The following is a 17,638-nucleotide window of genomic DNA, read 5'->3' on the forward strand; positions in this document are numbered from 1 at the left end:
TGGTCGCCACTCATTGGTCGCCACTTCGGGGATCGAGCGCGTCGCGCAGTCCGTCGCCGAGCAGGTTGAAGCCGAGGCTGACGATGAGGATGGCAAAGCCCGGAGCACCCGCCACCCACCACTGGTCGAGCACGAAGCGGCGGCCCGACGCGATCATCGCGCCCCATTCGGGCAGCGGCGGCTGCGCGCCGAGGCCGAGGAAGCCGAGGCCGGCCGCGGTCAGGATGATGCCGGCCATGTCGAGCGTCACCCTGATGATCAGCGAGGAGATGCAGAGCGGCATGATGTGGCGAAGCACGATGCGGAACGGCGAAGCGCCCATCAGCTGCACCGCCTTGATGTAATCCGAATTGCGCACCGTCAGCGTTTCGGCGCGGGCAATGCGGGCATAGGGCGGCCACGAGGTGATGGCGATGGCAAGCACGGCATTTTCGATGCCGGGGCCGAGCGCCGCGACAAAGGCCAGCGCCAGGATCAGCTTCGGAAAGGCGAGAAAGATGTCGGTGATGCGCATCAGGATCGCATCGATCCAGCCGCCGGCATAGCCGGCGACGGTGCCGACCAGCAAGCCGATGGGCGCGGCGATAATGGCAACCAGAATGACGACGTAGAGTGTCCAGCGCGAGCCGAAGATGATGCGCGAATAGATATCGCGGCCGAGATCGTCGGTGCCGAACCAGTGCGCCGCACTCGGCGCCAGCAGCCGCGAACCCTTGAGGTCGCCGATTGTCGGCGAATAGGGCGCCAGCATATCGGCAAGGGCCGCGACCACCAGCAAAGCTATGATGATCAGCAGACCGAGGAACGCCAGCCGGTTGGCGGAAAAGCGCCGCCACGCCACATAGGCGCGGCCGAGTCTCGCCTGCACGCGCGACGCCGGCCGCTCGCTGAGCAGCCAGTCGCGACGGCTTTGTATCGCTTCTGCGCTCATTTCACTTTGGTCCTGGGATCGAGCACCCGGTAGAGCAGGTCTGACAGAAGATTGATGCCGATGAAGACCGAGCCGATGACGATGGTGCCGCCGAGCACCGCGTTCATGTCGGCGTTCTGCAGGGAATTGGTGATGTAGAGGCCAATGCCCGGCCAGGAGAACACGGTCTCGGTCAGCACCGAGCCTTCGAGCAGGCCGGCATAGGAAAGCGCAATCACGGTGACCATCGGCACCGCGGCGTTGCGCAGCGCGTGACCCCAAATGATGCGCGTTTCCGACAGGCCCTTGGCGCGCGCTGCGACGATGTATTCCTGGGTGAGTTCGTTTAGCATGAACGAGCGCGTCATGCGGCTGATGTAGGCGAGCGAGAAATAGCCAAGCAGCGAGGCCGGCAGGATGATGTGGCGGAAGGCATCGCGAAACACATCCCACTGCCGCTGCCACAGCGCATCCAGAAGGTAGAAGCCGGTGATCGGCGTGAAGGTGTATTCGTAGACGACGTCGAGCCGGCCGGGAAAGGCGACCCATTGCAGCTTGGCGTAGAACAGCACCAGCGCCAGCAGCCCCAGCCAGAAGATCGGCACGGAATAGCCGACAAGGCCGATGATGCGCACGATCTGGTCGATGACGCTGCCGCGCCGCACGGCGGCCAGCACGCCAAGCGGCACGCCGATCACCGAACCGATCAATGTTCCCAACGTCGCCAGTTCGAGCGTCGCCGGAAAGGCGCGGCGGATATCGGTCATCACTGGATTGGTGGTCAGCACCGAGGTGCCGAAATCACCGTTCAGGGCATGTTTGACATAGATGTAGAACTGCTCGACCAGCGGCAGGTCGAGGCCCATCTCGCGGCGCGTTCGTTCGACGACGTTGGCCGGCGCCCGGTCGCCGAGCACCGCCAGCACCGGGTCGATCGGGATCACGCGGCCGATGAAGAAGGTCACCGCGAGCAGACCGAGATAGGTCGTTATCGCGATGACCAGGAACCGGGCGATAGATGAGGCCACGGCAACGGCGCGGGCGCCGCCGCGCCCTGCCGTCACCTCGCTTTCAGCCACACTCATACGGCGCGTCCGCCGGCGTCACTCCCCGGCATCACTCTTTCGAGACGGGGCCGACGAAGTTGGTGTCGAAGCTCGGGCCGAGCGCAAAACCCTTGAGGTTCTTGCGCAGGCCGGCCACTTCCAGCTGCTGGTGGATGATGACGAAGGGGCTGGTATCGAGGATCTTCTTCTCGAGATCCTGGTACATTGCGGCGCGCTTGGCCGCGTCCTTCTCGAGCAAGGCGGCTTCGGTCTGCTTGGTCAGGTCCGGAATGTCCCAGGCGTTGCGCCAGGCCAGCGTCTTGGTCTTGCCTTCATCCGAATTGTCGGGGTTGCTGGCGAAGGTCTGGGCGTTGGAGTTCGGATCGAAATAATCCTGGCCCCACTGGCCGATATAGATGTCGTGGTTGCGGGCGCGGTATTTGGTCAGCGTCTGCTTGCCGTCGCCGGGGATGATCTCCAGCTTGATGCCGGCCTGTCCCAGCGTCTGCTGGATCGATTCCGCCATGCCCGTCGTCGGCTGCCCGGTACGCACGTCCATGGTGACGCTGAAGCCGTCGGCGAGGCCGGCCTTGGCGAGCAGTTCCTTGGCCTTGGCGACGTCGAGCTTGAACGGATTCTCGTCCAGCTCGCCAAGCACGCCTTTCGGCAGGAAGGTCTGATGGATCTCGCCGATGCCCTTGAGGATGGTCGAGCTCAAGGCGTCGTAGTCGACCAGATATTTGAAAGCCTGGCGAACCTCGGGCTTGGCGAGGTTCGGGTTCTTCTGGTTGAGGCTGATGTAATAGACCGTGCCCTTCGGCGCGCTGGTGGTGGCGAGGTCGGCATTCTTGGCAATGGCATCAAGGTCGTTCGGCTCAAGATTGCGGGCAACGTCGATGTCGCCGGCTTCCAGCGCCAGGCGCTGGCCCGAACTTTCCTTCATGTTGCGATAGATGACGCGGGCAAGCTTGGCCTTGTCGCCGTAGTAATTGTCGTTGCGCTCCAGCACGACGGCCTCGTTGGCCCGCCATTCGCGCAGCTTGAAGGCACCGGAGCCGGCATAGCCGGTCTTCAGCCAGGCATTGCCGAAATCATTGTCCCATTTGTAGTCGGCGCTCGGCGTGACCGCCGCGACATGCTCCTTGACCAGCTTGGCGTCGACGACCGAGGCGACCGTCGCCGACAGGCAGTTCAGCACGAAGCTCGGCGCATAGGCCTTGTCGACGGTGAACTGGAACGTCGTGTCATCAACGGCCTTGGCCTTCTCGGTGACGTTGCCGCCATCGATACCGAACTGGCCGATAATAAAGGCCGGGCTCTTGTCGAGCTTGATGGCGCGCTCGAACGAATAGGCGACGTCCGCCGCTGTGATCGGATTGCCGGATGCGAATTTGAGGCCGGGCTTGAGCTTGAATGTGTAGGTCAGGCCGTCGTCGGAGACGCTCCAGCTTTCGGCGAGCTCGCCCTTGACCTTGGACGTATCGCTGAGGTCGAGGCGTACAAGAAGGTCATAAGTGTTGCCGGTCACCTCGGCGGTCGACAATTCGAACGCCTCGCCCGGATCCATGGTGATGATGTCGTCGATGGCGAAACCCTCGACCAGCGTGTCAGCGGGCGTGACCGCGAAGGCAGGCGCACCGGCCAGAAGCAGCGCGGACATGGCTGCGCCCGCCAGCAAGAAGCGGGAGCGTAGAGCAAACTTTTCCATCATCATTTTGACTGTTCCCTGTTGTTGACCCGAGTTCCCGGCCCAGGCTTGTGGCATCTTCTTGCCGCGTCGAACGGTGATCCCCGGACCGTTGTCTTGGCAATTTTTGTTCAGTTCCGCCGCACCATATCCGGCGGTTTCGAGCGCGGCAACGAGCATTTGCAGAACGGTCGATTGGGCCAGACCGGCGGTGCGAAAATCCGGCTATTTCAGCGCGGTAACCAGGTCGGCGTCGGGAAAGCAGGTAGCGGAACGGCCGTTGCTGGCCTGCCATTTGCCGATCGAGCGGCGCGTCTTGAAGCCAGGCAGGCCGTCGGCGCTGCCGACATCGTAGCCCTTAGCTTCCAGCGCCCGCTGCAGGGCGGCGATGTCGGAGCGGTAGAGCCCGCCGACCGCGCCCCAATTGCCCGAGAAATTGCTGTCGCCATGGGCGATGCGATCGGCGCCATGGCCGATGAACAGGGCATAGAGATCGCTGGTGTTATACTGCTTCAGCACATAGAAATTGGGGGTGACGATGAAGGCCGGGCCGCTACGCCCGGCCGGCATCAAAAGAAAGCCCTCGGCTTTCAGTTCGCTCGCCGGGAACGGTTTACCCGACACACGCCTGATGCCCATATCAGCCCATTGGGAAATCTTCTTGCCCTGGTCCGGACCTTCGAGCGAGCACGAGACGCTGTCCGGCACAGTCACCTCGAAGCCCCAGCCGCGGCCCCTGACCCAGCCATAATGGACGAGATAATTGGCGATCGATGCCAGTATATCGGGCGTCGAATTCCAGATGTCGGTGCGGCCGTCGCCGTCGAAATCGACGGCATGCTTGAGGAACGATGTCGGCATGAACTGCGGCTGGCCAAGCGCGCCTGCCCATGACGATTTCATCGCGCCGACCGGGGCAAGCCCGCGCTCGACGATCTCGAGCGCAGCCAAGAGCTCGGTGCGGAAGAATTCCTTCTTGGTCGACATGAAGGCCTTGGTGCCCAGCACCTCGAAGGCGTCATAAGGCATCTTCGCCGCGCCGAAGCCGCTCTCGCGGCCCCAGATCGCCAGCAGCACTTCGCCAAGCACGCCGTAGCGTTTCTCGATCGCGGCAAGAGTCCTAGCGTTGGTCGCCTCGCGGGTGCGGCCGCCGGTGGTCACCGCTCGGACTATCTTTTCAGCGAAATAGGCGCCCGGCGAACCGAACTCGGCCTGATGCTGCTTCTGCGGCGTCGTCGCCTTCTCGCCCGGCTTCACCAGGTCGGGCAGCTTCAGGTTCGGCTTGACGCCCCCGAAGGCGGCATCGAAGGTTTCCTTGGAGATGCCTTTGGCCTTGGCTTCGGGCCAGAGGTCGTTGCCAAGCCAGGCGCGGAACTGGTCGTCGATCTTTGCGGCGGAGACCGGGGTGGCGAGGATGAGGGCGAGAAAAAACGCGAGGGCCAGCCTGCGAAGTCGGCGTCCTGTCGCGCCCCCCTCTGTCCTGCCGGACATCTCCCCCTCCAGGGGGGAGATTGGCTGTCGCGTCTGTTTTCGCCAATCTTCAACGTCGCAAGCTTGGCGGGGATGTAGAGGCTGCCGATCTCCCCCCTGGAGGGGGAGATGTCCGGCAGGACAGAGGGGGGCGCGACAGAATGCAATCATCACAGAAGCACCCTTCCCGCCGCTCGCCTCAAAACACCGTCCGCGAGCGCAGTGCGGCGGCCAGCGTGCCTTCGTCGAGATAATCGAGTTCGCCGCCGACCGGAACACCGTGCGCCAGGCGCGTCACCTTGATGTCGAAGCCGGAAAGCTGGTCGGTGAGGTAGTGCGCGGTGGTCTGGCCCTCGACCGTGGCGTTGACGGCGAGGATCACTTCCTTGACTTCGCCGCCGGCGACGCGATCGACCAGCGAACGGATGTTTAGCTCATCAGGACCAATGCCGTCGAGCGGCGACAGCGTACCGCCGAGCACATGGTAGCGCACGTTCATGGCTGTCGCCCGCTCCAGCGCCCAAAGGTCGGCCACGTCCTCGACGACGATGAGCGTAGTGGGGTCGCGGCGGGGGTCGGTGCAGATCATGCATGGATCTGAGGTATCGACATTGCCGCAGGTCGAGCAGATGCGCACCTTGTCGACCGCCTCGCCCATGGCGGCGGCGAGCGGCGCCAGCAGCTGCTCCTTCTTCTTGATGAGGTGGAGCGCGGCGCGGCGTGCCGAACGCGGACCGAGCCCCGGCACCTTGGCCAGCAGCTGGATCAGGCGTTCGATCTCGGGACCGGCGATTCGCTTCGACATCGCACCGGTTTAGGATTTTTCCGCACGCTTTGGAACAGTTGAGCGGCCAGGGGCTCCGCTCTTCCCTTCTCCCCTTGTTGTGGGAGAAGGGAAGGCCGACGTCGCCGCCAGTGCTGCCGCCCTCAGTTTTCTTCCAGCGGCCGGGTCTGGCCGGCGATCATCGCGCCGATGGCGTCGGTGTTCTCGGGCGTCGCCTCGAACGACATTGTCGGCTCTGCCGGCGCGGCCTGGAAGGAGGTGACGGGCCGCTCGCTCACGGTTCCGCCAAAACGGGCCGCATCCGGCTCCTGCATTGGTTCCTGCAGCGCCACAAGCATCGGCTTCTCCGCCGTCGCCTTCTCCGGGGTCGCCATTCCGGCGGTCACCCTTGTCTGCTTTGCCGGCAGCGATGCAGCGGCGGTCACATAGGTTGCCCTGGCGAATGTCGGCTTGACCTCGCGAGCCGGCTCCGCGGAGGCGACAAGTATGGCCTGAGCGGCAGGCGCTTGCGGCTTGGCCTGGGCCATGGCGACCACCGGTTCGTCCGGCAGCGGCTGCCAGTTGCGGCCGCGCTTTTCATAGAAGGCATTGCCGCCGGCGACCATGGTGTAGTGCATGTTCTTGTAGGGGAAGCGCAGGCCGGCGGTGTGGAAGAACATGGTGTTCTTCAGCTTGGCTTTGCGCTCGCCCTTGAGCACCGCCTCGGCGGCTTCCTCGACGTCGGGCATCGCCTTCGAATTCATCGGCCGTGTCATGACGCCCGGCGCGAACTGTCCGCGCTCGCCGACGACCTGGCAGATGGTGTTGCCGTGATTGCCGGACCGCAGCCGGTTCATCACCACCGTGCCGACCGCAATCATGCCGTCACGGCTCGACCGGTTGGACTCGAAGAACATTGCCCGCTCCAGGCACTCCTTTTCCTTCGGCGTGGAATTGTAGGAGTGCGAGCTCAGGAAACTCGGCGTAATAGCATCGGTCAGGCTGGACATGCCGTGCGAGGCGGTCTGACTGCAAGCGGCCAAAAACAGCGGCGAGATAACGACGCCGAGCCGCAACGGCGTCTTCCATCGGGTAGAGATCAACAGGTGTCCCCTCAATTCTGCTGCCAGCCCGCCCCTGGTTGCGGCAAGAATGAGACACTTTCAGGCAAAAAGATGGCTAAAGCGTTATTAAGTGTGGGGAGTTGCCTACTAGACACAGCTGGCGGTAGAGCGAGCACTGGGCCGCTGCACTCTTCGGCCACTGTAACGGCATACCGATTGACTAGCGCGTCGCGTTCGACCGGCCTCATGCGACGCGCTTTAGGTTCTTGTTTTGATGCATGTCGTTATCGCAAAACCGCTGCACACTTTTGCGCGACATGCACTAGCCTTAGAACGGCAGTTTCATTCCTGGCGGGATCGGTAGGCCCGCGGTCAGCGCCCTGGTCTTCTCCTGCATAATCTGCTCGACCTTGGTCCTGGCGTCGTTGTGGGCAGCGAGAAGCAGGTCCTCGAGAATCTCGACCTCGTCTTCCTTGAACAGCGACGGGTCGATCTTCAGCGACTTCATCTCGAATTTGCCGGTCAGCGTGACGCTGACCAGGCCGCCGCCGGCCTGCCCGGTGGCTTCCAGCGTGGCGATCTCATCCTGCATGGCCTGGAACTTGGCCTGCATTTCCTTTGCCTTGCCCATCATGCCGAGAAGGTCTTTCATCGCACGGTCCTTTGCAGTTGGTGCTGGTTGTTTCAGGTTTCGTCGTCGTCGGCCGGCGGCTCGACCGGCACTTCGGCCTCGTCGGCTTCCGGCGCGTCGGGAATGCGCACGTCGATGATCTTGGCGCCGGGAAAGCGCGCCAGGATGGCGGCGACCGTCGGGTCGCTCTTGGCATCGAGGAAGGCGTTTTCGCGCTTTGTCGATTCCATCTCGGCCAAGGTCTGGCCGCCCTCGTCCTTCGACAGCGACACCAGCCAGTTGCGGCCGGTCCAGGCGCGCAGCTTGGCGGTCAAATCATTGAGCAACATCTTCGGCGCATCGTCGGTCAGGCTGACGTCGATACGGCCGGGTTCGATGCGCACCAGGCGCACGCAACGCTTCACCAGCACCTTGAAGGCCATGTCGCGCTGGGCGTCGGCAAGGGCGACAATGTCGGCCAGCGATTTCACCGGCACCGGCGGCGCCTCGACCGCCGGCTCCGGCGGAGCAACGGAGTTGGTCGGCACGGGCTCGGCCTCGACCAGGCGCATCGTCTCGACCAGGCGCATTGTCTGGGCGCCGCCATTGGCGGTCGGCATTCGCGCCTGCGCCACGGCACCGGCACCACCGCTTGCAGGCGCATGGTTTGCGGGGCCGGGGCTTGCCGGCGCGCCATTCACGCGCGGCGCGGCGCCTGGCAGCGAAACGCCGTTCTCCAGCGATTTCAGCGCCTCGTCCAGCGTCGGCAGGTCGGCGGCATGGGCCAGCCGGATCAGCACCATCTCGGCGGCGCTGACCGGGCGGTTGGAAGTCTGCACCTCGGGAATGCCTTTCAAGAGCATCTGCCACGTCCGCGACAGCACCTTAACCGACAGCGTGCTGGCGAAATCGGCGCCGCGCCGGCGCTCGTCCTCGGACAGCGAGGCGTCGTCGATGGCAGCCGGCACGAAACGCAGACGAGTGACCAGATGGTTGAACTCGGCAAGGTCGGTCAGCACCGCGGCAGGATCGGCGCCGGTATCGTACTGGGCACGGAATTCGGCAAGTGCGGCGGCGACGTCGCCCTTCATGACATGTTCGAACAGGTCGACGATGCGGGCACGGTCGGCAAGGCCGAGCATGGCGCGCACCGCTTCGGCGCTGACCGCGCCGCCGCCATGGGCGATCGCCTGGTCGAGGATCGACTGCGCATCGCGCATCGAGCCTTCGGCCGCGCGCGCGATCATCGCCAGCGCATCGTCTTCGACTTCGATGCCCTCCAGACCGGCTATCCTGGCAAGGTCGGCCTTGATCATTGCCGCATCGATGCGCCTGAGGTCGAAACGCTGGCAGCGCGACAGGACGGTGATCGGCACCTTGCGGATTTCGGTGGTGGCGAAGATGAACTTGACGTGCGGCGGCGGCTCTTCCAGCGTCTTGAGCAGGCCGTTGAAGGCCTGGTTGGAAAGCATGTGCACTTCGTCGATGATGTAGACCTTGTAGCGCGCCGATACCGGGGCGTAGCGCACACGCTCGATGATGTCCCTGATGTCGTCGATGCCGGTATGCGAGGCGGCGTCCATCTCGATGACGTCGACATGGCGGCCTTCCATGATCGCCTGGCAATGCTCGCCGAGCACGGCAAGGTCGACGGACGGCTGGTCGACGGTCGATGTTTTGTAGTTCAGGGCCCGCGCGAGTATGCGCGCGGTCGTCGTCTTGCCGACGCCACGCACGCCGGTCAGCATCCAGGCCTGGGCGATGCGGCCGGTGGCAAAGGCATTGGTCAACGTGCGGACCATCGGTTCCTGGCCGATCAGTTCGGAGAAATTCGACGGTCGGTATTTGCGCGCCAGCACGCGGTAGGCGGCAGGCTTGTCCAATTTCCCGGCCTCGTTTCCGGCTTCGCTCATTCGCCCGTTAAGCTCCAAGGCTGCCGCTGGAGGCGGCCGATTCCTGCGCATAGTTTCGCCCGCACGGCTTGGCGCCGTCAATGTCGGGGCAAAAGGCGAAGAGGCGGGAGGCTGGAACAATGACCCGTTCCGGGCTCGTTAGGGCTGCTTCCTTCCGGACCTGACCCGGTTGGCGAGTGGACCGTCCACCACCAACCTCCCAGCCTCCATATCGGCAATCCGGCGATGAAATGCAAGTGCGGATGATAGGGACCTTGAGCGACGGCGAAAGCTGAAACCAAAAACCCGCCTCGGCGGGCGGGTCGTTGGTGCGAATAATCACCATAGCGAGATTAGTAGCATAGCTGCCGGCACAAAGCAAGAACAAAATGTGGCCGCGATCAAAATCGTTGACCTCGGCGGGGCAGCGCCAACCTGATGCAATTTGCCCGGGCCCTCACTTCTTCGCGCACAATCAGCGCCGCGACGGCCAATGTTGCTTGCTGCCCCTTGCGGCCCTTCGGAAGCCGCTCTAGCGTCGATGGAGTTCAAAAAACGTCAAAAAGTGTGGGAAACGCCAATGCTGCCGGGCCTCAAGGCCGGATTCACGCTTGACGCCCAGCTGGAAGCCGACAGCGAACAGCTGATGTGGCTCGGCCTGTGCGAATTGCGCGTCATGAACGACCGCCGGTGGCCATGGCTGCTGCTGGTGCCGCAGCGGCCGGGCATCGAGGAAATCCACGACATGACGCCGCTGGACCAGGCGATGCTGACCTTCGAGACCAACATGGTGGCGCTGGCGCTGAAGCGGGTGACCGGCTGCACCAAGATCAACACCGGCGCACTCGGCAACATCGTGCGCCAGCTGCATGTACACGTCGTTGCGCGCTCGGAAGGCGATCCCGGCTGGCCCGGCCCGGTGTGGGGGCACGGCCTGCGCGAGCCCTATCAGCGCTCCGACCTTCGCAAGTTTGCGGAAAAGATCAAGGCAGCGCTATAAGCCTCTCCCGTGTCCACCTTGAACCTTCCCGAGTCTGCATGAGCTTTCGCCTGTTTGACGCGCCCTTGCGCGAGCCGAGCCAGTTCGTCGGCTTCGCCGGCAACATTATCGACCGGCAGTCCGAAAACCGCGCCGACGATTCCGTCGAAAACGCACTCGCCGATCCCTCGGCGCGGCTTTTGCTGATGCGTGGCGGCCGGCTCTATTTGAAGCTAGCGCAAGGCGCATTCGACCCCTGGTTCGGCGTGGCCGAATGCCGGCCGCTCGAAGCATCGCTCGAAAACGGCGTCCTGCTCGGTTTTTCCGAAAGCGGCCCGGTGCTGGCGGTGCCGGCCGGGGTCGAGCCCGAGCAGCTTCCCGAGACGATCAAGGCGATCGACTATCGCTCGGTCTATATGCAGGGGCTGATCGACGAAGCGGCCGCCGGCGCGCTGGCGCAAGGGGCGGCGCTGCTCGCCTGGCATGCCAGCCACCGCTTCTGCAGCAAATGCGGCACCGAAGCCGAGATGCGGGCGGGCGGTTACAAGCGGCATTGCCCGGCCTGCGGTACGGAGCACTTTCCGCGCACCGACCCGGTGGCGATCATGCTGACGGCGACACGCGAAAAATGCCTGCTCGGCCGCGGCCGGCATTTCGGGCCCGGCATGTATTCGGCGCTCGCCGGTTTCATCGAGCCGGGCGAGACGATCGAGGCGGCGGTGCGCCGCGAAACGCTGGAGGAAGCCGGCATCAGGCTCGGCCGCGTCGTCTACCACGCCAGCCAGCCCTGGCCGTTTCCCTATTCGCTGATGATCGGCTGCTTCGGCGAACCGCTCAACGACGATATCCACCCCGACCTCAACGAGCTGGAAGATTGCCGCTGGTTCTTTCGCGACGAGGTGCTGTCGATGCTGGCCCGCGAGCATCCGGGCGGCCTGGTGACACCGCCGAAGGGGGCGATCGCCTATAACCTGATCCGCGCCTGGGCCGACAGCGCGTGACACGAAGACATCGCAGGAGCAAAAAATGATCCGTCACACCGTCGTGTTCACGCTAAAGCACCCGCCGCATTCGCTCGAGGAAAAACGGTTCCTCGCCGACGCCAAGAGGATCCTCACGGCGATAAAGGGCGTCACGCAGTTCGAGCAGTTGCGGCAGGTCAGTCCCAAGAACGACTACCGCTTCGGCTTCTCGATGGAGTTCGCCGATCAGCGGGCCTATTCCGGCTACAACGACCATCCCGACCACGTCGCCTTCGTCCGCGACCGCTGGATCCCGGAAGTCGAGGCGTTTATGGAGATCGACTACGTGCCGCTCGGCTGGGGCTGAGACTGGAAAGCGGCGCTCCAACAAATTAATACCCGGCGTCGCGATCCACCACATTTTCCAGCGCTTCGCCGCGCTCGAAAGCATCCATCTGACGCAGCATGATCGGCGCCAGGTGGACCGGATCGGAGGTTGCCGCCGCGTGCGGCGTCACGAACACTTTGGGGTGGCTCCATAGCGGGCTGGTCTTCGGCAGCGGCTCGACCTCGAAAACGTCGAGGCTGGCTTCCTTCAGCGTGCCGTCGTCCAGCGCGCGCAAAATGTCGGCGTCCTTCTGCAGCCTGCCGCGCCCGGCATTGATCAGCACCGAGCCGCCGAGGCCGTTGCGCTTCCGCAGCTCCTTCAGCACGCCGTGGTTGATGATACCGTGCGTCTGTGGCGTCAGCGGCAGCAGCACCACCAGGATGTCGGTGGCGTTTAGGAACGGGATCAGGCCGGCCTCGCCCGCGTAAGTCGAGACACCTTGCATCGGCCGGTCGCTGCGCGACCAGCCATTGACGGGAAAGCCGAGCGACAACAGCACCGATGCCGCCGCGCGGCCAAGCGTGCCGAGCCCCATAATGCCGACCGAGATGTCGCTGGCCGGCCGCTGCTGCGGTTCATGCCAGATCTTCTTCTGCTGCTGGGCGCGGTAGAGCATGCCTTGGCGATGGTGGTCGAGCACCCGCCAGACGACGTATTCGGTCATGTACTGGGTCAGGTTGTCGGCCACCACCTTGACGACCGGTACGTCGGGCAAGGTTGGATCGGCGAAGATGTGGTCGACGCCGGCGCCGATCGAGAAGATGGCGCGCAGATTGGGCAGCGACGACAACAGGTTCGGCCGCTGTTTCCACACCACAGCATAGGTAATCGAGGGATCGCCGGCGCCATTCGGCTCGAGCACCACCTCGCGCTCTGCCGACAGCAGTTCGCGCCAGCGCAGCGGATGAATACCGGTGAGGGCAAGCAGGATGCGGCCTTTTTCCATTGCGGATTGTTTTTCCCTTTTTACCAACAGCGTTCGCGTCCCGACGCGCAAGGCGCGGCAGCGTTTTGATTTTGTGCATGATCTCTGGCGAAAATCTACTCGCTGACGATGCCGACCGGCGCCGTTTCGATCTTGAAGGCGGCCGAGATCAACGCCTTTGTATAGTCGGTCCGCGGGCTGCCGAAAATCTGTTCGGAAGGACCGGCCTCGACGATCCTGCCGTTGCGCATGACGATGACTTCGTTGGCGAGCGCGCGGATGACCCTCAGATCGTGGCTGATGAAGAGGTAGGCGAGGTCGTGCTTGGCCTGCAGGCTGCGCAAGAGGTCGACGACCTGCGCCTGCACGCTCATGTCGAGCGCCGAGGTCGGCTCGTCCAGCATGACGAAACGCGGGTTGAGCACCATGGCGCGCGCGATGGCGACGCGCTGGCGCTGGCCGCCGGAGAATTCGTGCGGATAGCGGTTGCGCGTCGCCGGATCGAGGCCGACTTCCCCGAGCACGTCGACGACTCTGCTGTCGCGCGCATCAGGAGACAGCTTCGGCTCATGGATCTTCAACCCTTCCTCGATGATCTCGGCGACCGACATGCGCGGACTGAGCGAACCGAACGGATCCTGGAAGACGATCTGCAACTCGCGCCGCAACGGCCGCATTTCGTTGAAGGACAGCTGATCGATGCCGCGTCCGTTGAACTGGATGATCCCGGTCGACGAGATCATCCTGGCCAGCGCCAGGCCGAGCGTCGTCTTGCCTGAGCCGGATTCGCCGACGACGCCAAGCGTCTGGCCGGCCCGCACGGCGACGTCGATGCCGTCGACCGCCTTCACATTGTCGACGGTGCGCCGGAAGAAGCCCTTCTTGATCGGAAACCAGACCTTGACGTCCTTGCCGACCATCACCGGCTTGGCGGCCTGGTTGGCCGCCGGCGGCTTGCCTTTCGGCTCGGCGGCAAGCAGATGCCGTGTATAGGCGTGCTGCGGATTGGCGAATATCTCCTTGGTCGGCCCTGTCTCGACGATCTTGCCCTTGGTCATCACGCAGACCCGGTCGGCGATCTTCCTGACGATGCCGAGATCGTGGGTGATGAACAGCATCGACATGTTCTTGCGGCTTTTCAGGCCGGCGAGCAGCTCGAGGATCTGCGCCTGGACGGTGACGTCGAGCGCCGTCGTCGGCTCGTCGGCGATCAAAAGTTCAGGCTCGTTGGCCAGCGCCATGGCGATCATGACGCGCTGGCGCTGGCCGCCGGAAAGCTGGTGCGGATAGGCGTCGAGCCGTTTTTCCGGTTCGCGGATGCCGACCTCGTGCAGAAGTTCCAGCGTGCGCGCCTTGGCTTTGCGATCCCCCAGGCCCTGATGCAGCTTCAATACCTCGACGATCTGCTGCTCTATCGTGTGCAGCGGGTTGAGCGAGGTCATCGGCTCCTGGAAGATCATGGTGATCTTGTTGCCGCGCACGCGGCGCAAGTCTCTCTCGTCGGTGGCAAGCAGGTCGGCGCCGAGGAACAGTATCTTTCCCGACGGGTGGCTGGCGGTCGGATAGGGCAGCAGCTTCAGCACCGACAGCGCGGTGACCGACTTGCCGGAGCCGGATTCGCCGACCAGCGCCACCGTCTCGCCCTTGGCGAGGTCGAAGGAAATATGATCGACGGCGATCGACTGGTCGCCGCCTTGCGTGAAAGCGACGCTGAGATCCTGGACCGAAAGGAGAGGGGCGGTCATAGCTCAACTTCCGCGACAACCCTGTCCAAGGCGGAAATTTCCGGTCGTATGATCGAAATTTTGGCTGCCATTTGAGGTGGGACGAGACGATTTGGCGCGATGGAATAGGTCTCTTTCAATCTCGTATCCGCGGTCAGAAATTGTGTGCAGCCGAAGTGCATCGCTGTGGAAAGATGGATCGCGTCTGGTAATCTCAAGGAAAGGAATTCCGAACGTAACTGTGCTGCGTGCCAGAGAACGTCGCGAGTTATCGTCCCAATTGAGATGAAGGCATTGCCGATTGAAATATTGTCGTAGAGCTCGATCAGTCGCTCATTGTTCTTTCTCAAGGGATCGACCATCAACTCCGCGAGCACGATCTCACTCGTCGCCAGGAAAGGCTGCTTTCTGCCCTCGTTCAGTGAAATGAGCTGAAGCAGTTTTTTTGCAAGCGCATCATTGTTTTCAAAGGCATAGATGAAAATGTTGGTGTCGACGTAAAGCCGGACTGCAGCCATCAATCCTCCCACTCATCGCGGAGGGCACGAACACGCGCGACAGCCTCGTCGAGGCTTGTTCCCGGCGCGTTGGCCTGAGCATCCCGCATGAGTTCAAGCAATTGTTCGCGGCCAAGGGGCCTGTTGGCCTCCTCCTCCACTGTCACTTTGACCGAGGCGCTCGGAGCTATGCCTTTTCGCAGTTCATCCGGAAGCTTCGATGCCGGGTAGTGTTCAAGGATGATCCTATTCATAACCCTTCCTTCCCCAACGTGCGGATTGACGGACTGCACGGACGCCAACACACCGTCATGGCTTCGGGTTCGCTCATATCGGCCAAGTTGCTCTCCAGCGATCGAGCGATGGCTGCCACTGGTGTTTCACCGATCAAAGCCGCCGGTTGCTTGAGGGTGCGTCCGCTTTTGTCCGGATTGCCATTTCCGGAATATAACATGCCGAATGCCAGCCTGCATCGCCCTCATCTGAACGTCTTGCGCGGATCGAAGGCGTCGCGGGTGGCCTCGCCGACGAAGACCAGCAGCGACAGCATCAGCGAGATGACGACGAAGCCGGAAATGCCGAGCCAGGGCGCGTTGAGATTGCGCTGTGCCTGCTTCAGCAACTCACCCAGCGAGGCGGCGCCGGGCGGCAGACCAAAGCCGAGATAGTCGAGCGAGGTCAGCGTCGAGATCGAGCCGCTGAGCAGGAAGGGCAGGAAGGTCAGCGTCGCCACCATGGCATTGGGCAGCAGATGCCGGAACATGATGGTGATGTTGGAGACGCCGAGCGCGCGCGCCGCGTTGACATATTCGAAATTGCGGGCGCGCAGGAACTCGGCCCGCACCACGCCGACCAGTGCCACCCAGGAGAACAGCAGCATCAGCCCGAGCAGGATGAAGAAGCCGGGCGGCAGGATGGCGGCGACGATCAGGAGCAGATACAGCACCGGGATCGCCGACCAGATCTCGATGAAGCGCTGGAACAGAAGGTCGGTCCAGCCGCCGAAATAGCCCTGCAGAGCGCCGGCCGCCACGCCGATCAGCGCTGAGCCGGCAGTCAGGATCAGGCCAAACAGCACCGAGACCCTGAAGCCGTAGATAACGCGCGCCAGCACGTCGCGGGCCTGGTCGTCGGTGCCCAGCCAGTTCCAGTTGCCGACGTTGCAATTGGGGTCTGCCTCGCCTTTCGGATACTGGTTGCAGCGTGTCTTCTTGTCGTAGAGCCAGGACGGCTTGGTCGGTGCTGCTTCGGGAATGGCGTTGTTGACGGTCTGGTAGGAGTAGCGCACCGGCGGCCAGATCATCCAGCCATTGGCGTTGATCTCGTCCTGGATCACCGGATCGCGGTAGTCGGTGACCGCATAGAAGCCGCCGAACTTCTCCTCGGGATAAGCGACCAGGACCGGAAACAGGATCTCGCCCTTGTAGGAGGCGATGATCGGCCTGTCGTTGGCGACCAGTTCCGAAACCAGCGACAGCACGAACAGGAACAGGAATATCCACAACGACCAGTAGCCGCGCCGGTTGGACTTGAAGTTCTGCAGGCGCCGCTGGTTGAGCGGCGACAGAAAGGGCCGCGCGATCCGAGCCGGCGCCGTTTCGGCCGTGGTCCGCGCCATCAGACGTCTCTCCGCTCGAAATCGATGCGCGGGTCGACCCAGGTGTAGATCAGGTCGGACAAAAGCCCGACGAACAGGCCAAGCAGCGAGAAGATGAAGAGATTGGCGAACACCACCGGATAGTCGCGCTGCACCACCGAGTTGAAGCCGAGCAGGCCGAGGCCGTCGAGCGAAAATATGTTCTCGATCAGCAGCGAGCCGGTGAAGAAGGCCGAGATGAAAGCACCGGGAAAACCGGCGATGACGATCAGCATGGCGTTGCGGAAGACGTGGCCATAGAGCACCTGCCGCTCCGACAGGCCCTTGGCGCGGGCGGTGACCACATATTGCTTGCGGATTTCCTCGAGGAAGGAATTCTTGGTCAAAAGCGTCGTCGTGGCGAAGGCCGACAATACCAGCGCGGTCAGCGGCAAGGTCATATGCCAGAAATAGTCGACGATCCGCGCCGGCCACGACAGCTGGTCCCAATTGTCGGAGGTGATGCCGCGCAGCGGAAACCAGTCCCAGAACGAGCCGCCGGCAAACAGCACCATCAGCAAGATGCCGAACAGGAAGCCCGGAATGGCGTAGCCGACGATGACGACGCCGCTGGTCCAGACGTCGAAAGTGGAGCCGTCCTTGACCGCCTTGCGGATGCCGAGCGGGATCGAGATCAGGTAGGATAAAAGCGTGATCCACAGCCCGATCGAGATCGACACCGGCATCTTTTCCAGGATCAGGTCGAGCACCGATATGTCGCGGAAATAGCTGTCGCCGAAATCGAAGCGGAGATAGTTCCACAGCATCATGCCGAAGCGCTCGAGCGGCGGCTTGTCGAAACCGAACTGCTTCTCAAGCTTCTTGATGAATTCCGGATCGAGCCCTTGCGCGCCGCGGTATTTCGAGCCGACGTCGCCGGCGACGTCGAAATTGGCGCCGCCCGCATCACCGCCGCCGCCGCCGAGGCGATCGCTGCCGCCCTGGTTGGTCAGCCTGGCGATGACCTGCTCGACCGGCCCGCCCGGCGCGAACTGGATGACGGCGAAGGACACCGCCATGATGCCGAACAGGGTCGGGATCATCAGCAGGATACGGCGCAGTATATAGGCGCCCATCAGGCTCTC

General features: G+C 63.2%; 17 protein-coding genes and 1 other RNA gene. 3 read left to right on the top strand and 15 right to left on the bottom strand.

The genetic code is table 11. The features are described 5' to 3' along the window. Positions 1–10: 10 nt before the first annotated feature. The 9 genes from nikC to ffs form a co-directional block, all read right to left on the bottom strand. Positions 11–931 carry a nickel transporter permease gene (gene nikC, locus NKI18_RS00985; RefSeq protein WP_352614582.1) on the bottom strand — a complete coding sequence of 307 codons (921 nt, stop codon included), beginning with the start codon at positions 929–931 and terminating at the stop codon, positions 11–13. Next, positions 928–1,995: an ABC transporter permease gene (locus NKI18_RS00990; protein WP_352614581.1), complete on the bottom strand. Its 1,068-nt coding sequence runs from the start codon at positions 1,993–1,995 to the stop codon at positions 928–930. Before NKI18_RS00990 ends, nikC begins: the two co-directional genes overlap by 4 nt. 31 nt (positions 1,996–2,026) lie before the next feature. Next, positions 2,027–3,670 (bottom strand): ABC transporter substrate-binding protein, encoded by a 1,644-nt coding sequence (locus NKI18_RS00995; RefSeq protein WP_352614580.1) that lies wholly within the window; start codon positions 3,668–3,670, stop codon positions 2,027–2,029. Positions 3,671–3,868: 198 nt separating this feature from the next. Then, a complete protein-coding gene (locus tag NKI18_RS01000; protein ID WP_352614579.1) occupies positions 3,869–5,134 on the bottom strand; it encodes a lytic murein transglycosylase in 1,266 nt (421 codons plus the stop codon). Between the two features lie 178 nt (positions 5,135–5,312). Then, positions 5,313–5,918 carry a recombination mediator RecR gene (gene recR, locus NKI18_RS01005; RefSeq protein WP_352448580.1) on the bottom strand — a complete coding sequence of 202 codons (606 nt, stop codon included), beginning with the start codon at positions 5,916–5,918 and terminating at the stop codon, positions 5,313–5,315. A 122-nt stretch (positions 5,919–6,040) separates the two neighbouring features. Continuing rightward, positions 6,041–6,979, bottom strand: a complete 939-nt coding sequence (locus tag NKI18_RS01010; RefSeq protein WP_352614578.1) for a cell wall hydrolase — start codon at positions 6,977–6,979, stop codon at positions 6,041–6,043. Positions 6,980–7,268: 289 nt separating this feature from the next. Further along, positions 7,269–7,592 (bottom strand): YbaB/EbfC family nucleoid-associated protein, encoded by a 324-nt coding sequence (locus NKI18_RS01015; RefSeq protein WP_023676870.1) that lies wholly within the window; start codon positions 7,590–7,592, stop codon positions 7,269–7,271. A 32-nt stretch (positions 7,593–7,624) separates the two neighbouring features. Next, a complete protein-coding gene (locus tag NKI18_RS01020; RefSeq protein ID WP_352614576.1) occupies positions 7,625–9,463 on the bottom strand; it encodes a DNA polymerase III subunit gamma/tau in 1,839 nt (612 codons plus the stop codon). 103 nt (positions 9,464–9,566) lie between these two features. After that, an RNA gene (ffs, locus tag NKI18_RS01025) (signal recognition particle sRNA small type) lies at positions 9,567–9,663 on the bottom strand. Positions 9,664–10,022: 359 nt separating this feature from the next. Between ffs and NKI18_RS01030 the strand changes: the two genes are divergently transcribed. The 3 genes from NKI18_RS01030 to NKI18_RS01040 are packed head-to-tail and all read left to right on the top strand — an operon-like array spanning position 10,023 to position 11,750. Next, positions 10,023–10,442, top strand: a complete 420-nt coding sequence (locus tag NKI18_RS01030; RefSeq protein ID WP_352448577.1) for an HIT family protein — start codon at positions 10,023–10,025, stop codon at positions 10,440–10,442. A 38-nt stretch (positions 10,443–10,480) separates the two neighbouring features. Further along, positions 10,481–11,422, top strand: a complete 942-nt coding sequence (nudC, locus tag NKI18_RS01035; protein WP_352614575.1) for an NAD(+) diphosphatase — start codon at positions 10,481–10,483, stop codon at positions 11,420–11,422. A 25-nt stretch (positions 11,423–11,447) separates the two neighbouring features. Beyond that, positions 11,448–11,750 carry a Dabb family protein gene (locus NKI18_RS01040; RefSeq protein WP_352614573.1) on the top strand — a complete coding sequence of 101 codons (303 nt, stop codon included), beginning with the start codon at positions 11,448–11,450 and terminating at the stop codon, positions 11,748–11,750. Positions 11,751–11,775: 25 nt separating this feature from the next. Here the strand turns inward: NKI18_RS01040 and NKI18_RS01045 are convergent, their stop codons facing one another. The 6 genes from NKI18_RS01045 to NKI18_RS01070 all read right to left on the bottom strand — a co-directional run bounded on the left by NKI18_RS01045 (position 11,776) and on the right by NKI18_RS01070 (position 17,629). Beyond that, positions 11,776–12,717 carry a 2-hydroxyacid dehydrogenase gene (locus NKI18_RS01045; RefSeq protein ID WP_352455091.1) on the bottom strand — a complete coding sequence of 314 codons (942 nt, stop codon included), beginning with the start codon at positions 12,715–12,717 and terminating at the stop codon, positions 11,776–11,778. Positions 12,718–12,812: 95 nt separating this feature from the next. Then, on the bottom strand, positions 12,813–14,441 hold the full coding sequence (locus NKI18_RS01050) for an ABC transporter ATP-binding protein (protein WP_352614571.1): 1,629 nt from the start codon (positions 14,439–14,441) through the stop codon (positions 12,813–12,815). Further along, positions 14,438–14,938 carry a type II toxin-antitoxin system VapC family toxin gene (locus NKI18_RS01055; RefSeq protein WP_352614569.1) on the bottom strand — a complete coding sequence of 167 codons (501 nt, stop codon included), beginning with the start codon at positions 14,936–14,938 and terminating at the stop codon, positions 14,438–14,440. The genes NKI18_RS01050 and NKI18_RS01055 overlap by 4 nt, the downstream gene beginning before the upstream one ends. Further along, on the bottom strand, positions 14,938–15,171 hold the full coding sequence (locus tag NKI18_RS01060) for a hypothetical protein (RefSeq protein WP_031211801.1): 234 nt from the start codon (positions 15,169–15,171) through the stop codon (positions 14,938–14,940). Before NKI18_RS01060 ends, NKI18_RS01055 begins: the two co-directional genes overlap by 1 nt. Positions 15,172–15,395: 224 nt before the next feature. After that, on the bottom strand, positions 15,396–16,535 hold the full coding sequence (locus tag NKI18_RS01065; protein WP_352614567.1) for an ABC transporter permease: 1,140 nt from the start codon (positions 16,533–16,535) through the stop codon (positions 15,396–15,398). Beyond that, complete coding sequence (locus tag NKI18_RS01070; RefSeq protein ID WP_352570300.1) at positions 16,535–17,629, bottom strand: microcin C ABC transporter permease YejB; 1,095 nt, start codon at positions 17,627–17,629, stop codon at positions 16,535–16,537. The genes NKI18_RS01065 and NKI18_RS01070 overlap by 1 nt, the downstream gene beginning before the upstream one ends. Positions 17,630–17,638: the final 9 nt, after the last annotated feature.

It is taken from the genome of Mesorhizobium sp. M0800, assembly GCF_040320095.1.
Taxonomy (GTDB): domain Bacteria; phylum Pseudomonadota; class Alphaproteobacteria; order Rhizobiales; family Rhizobiaceae; genus Mesorhizobium.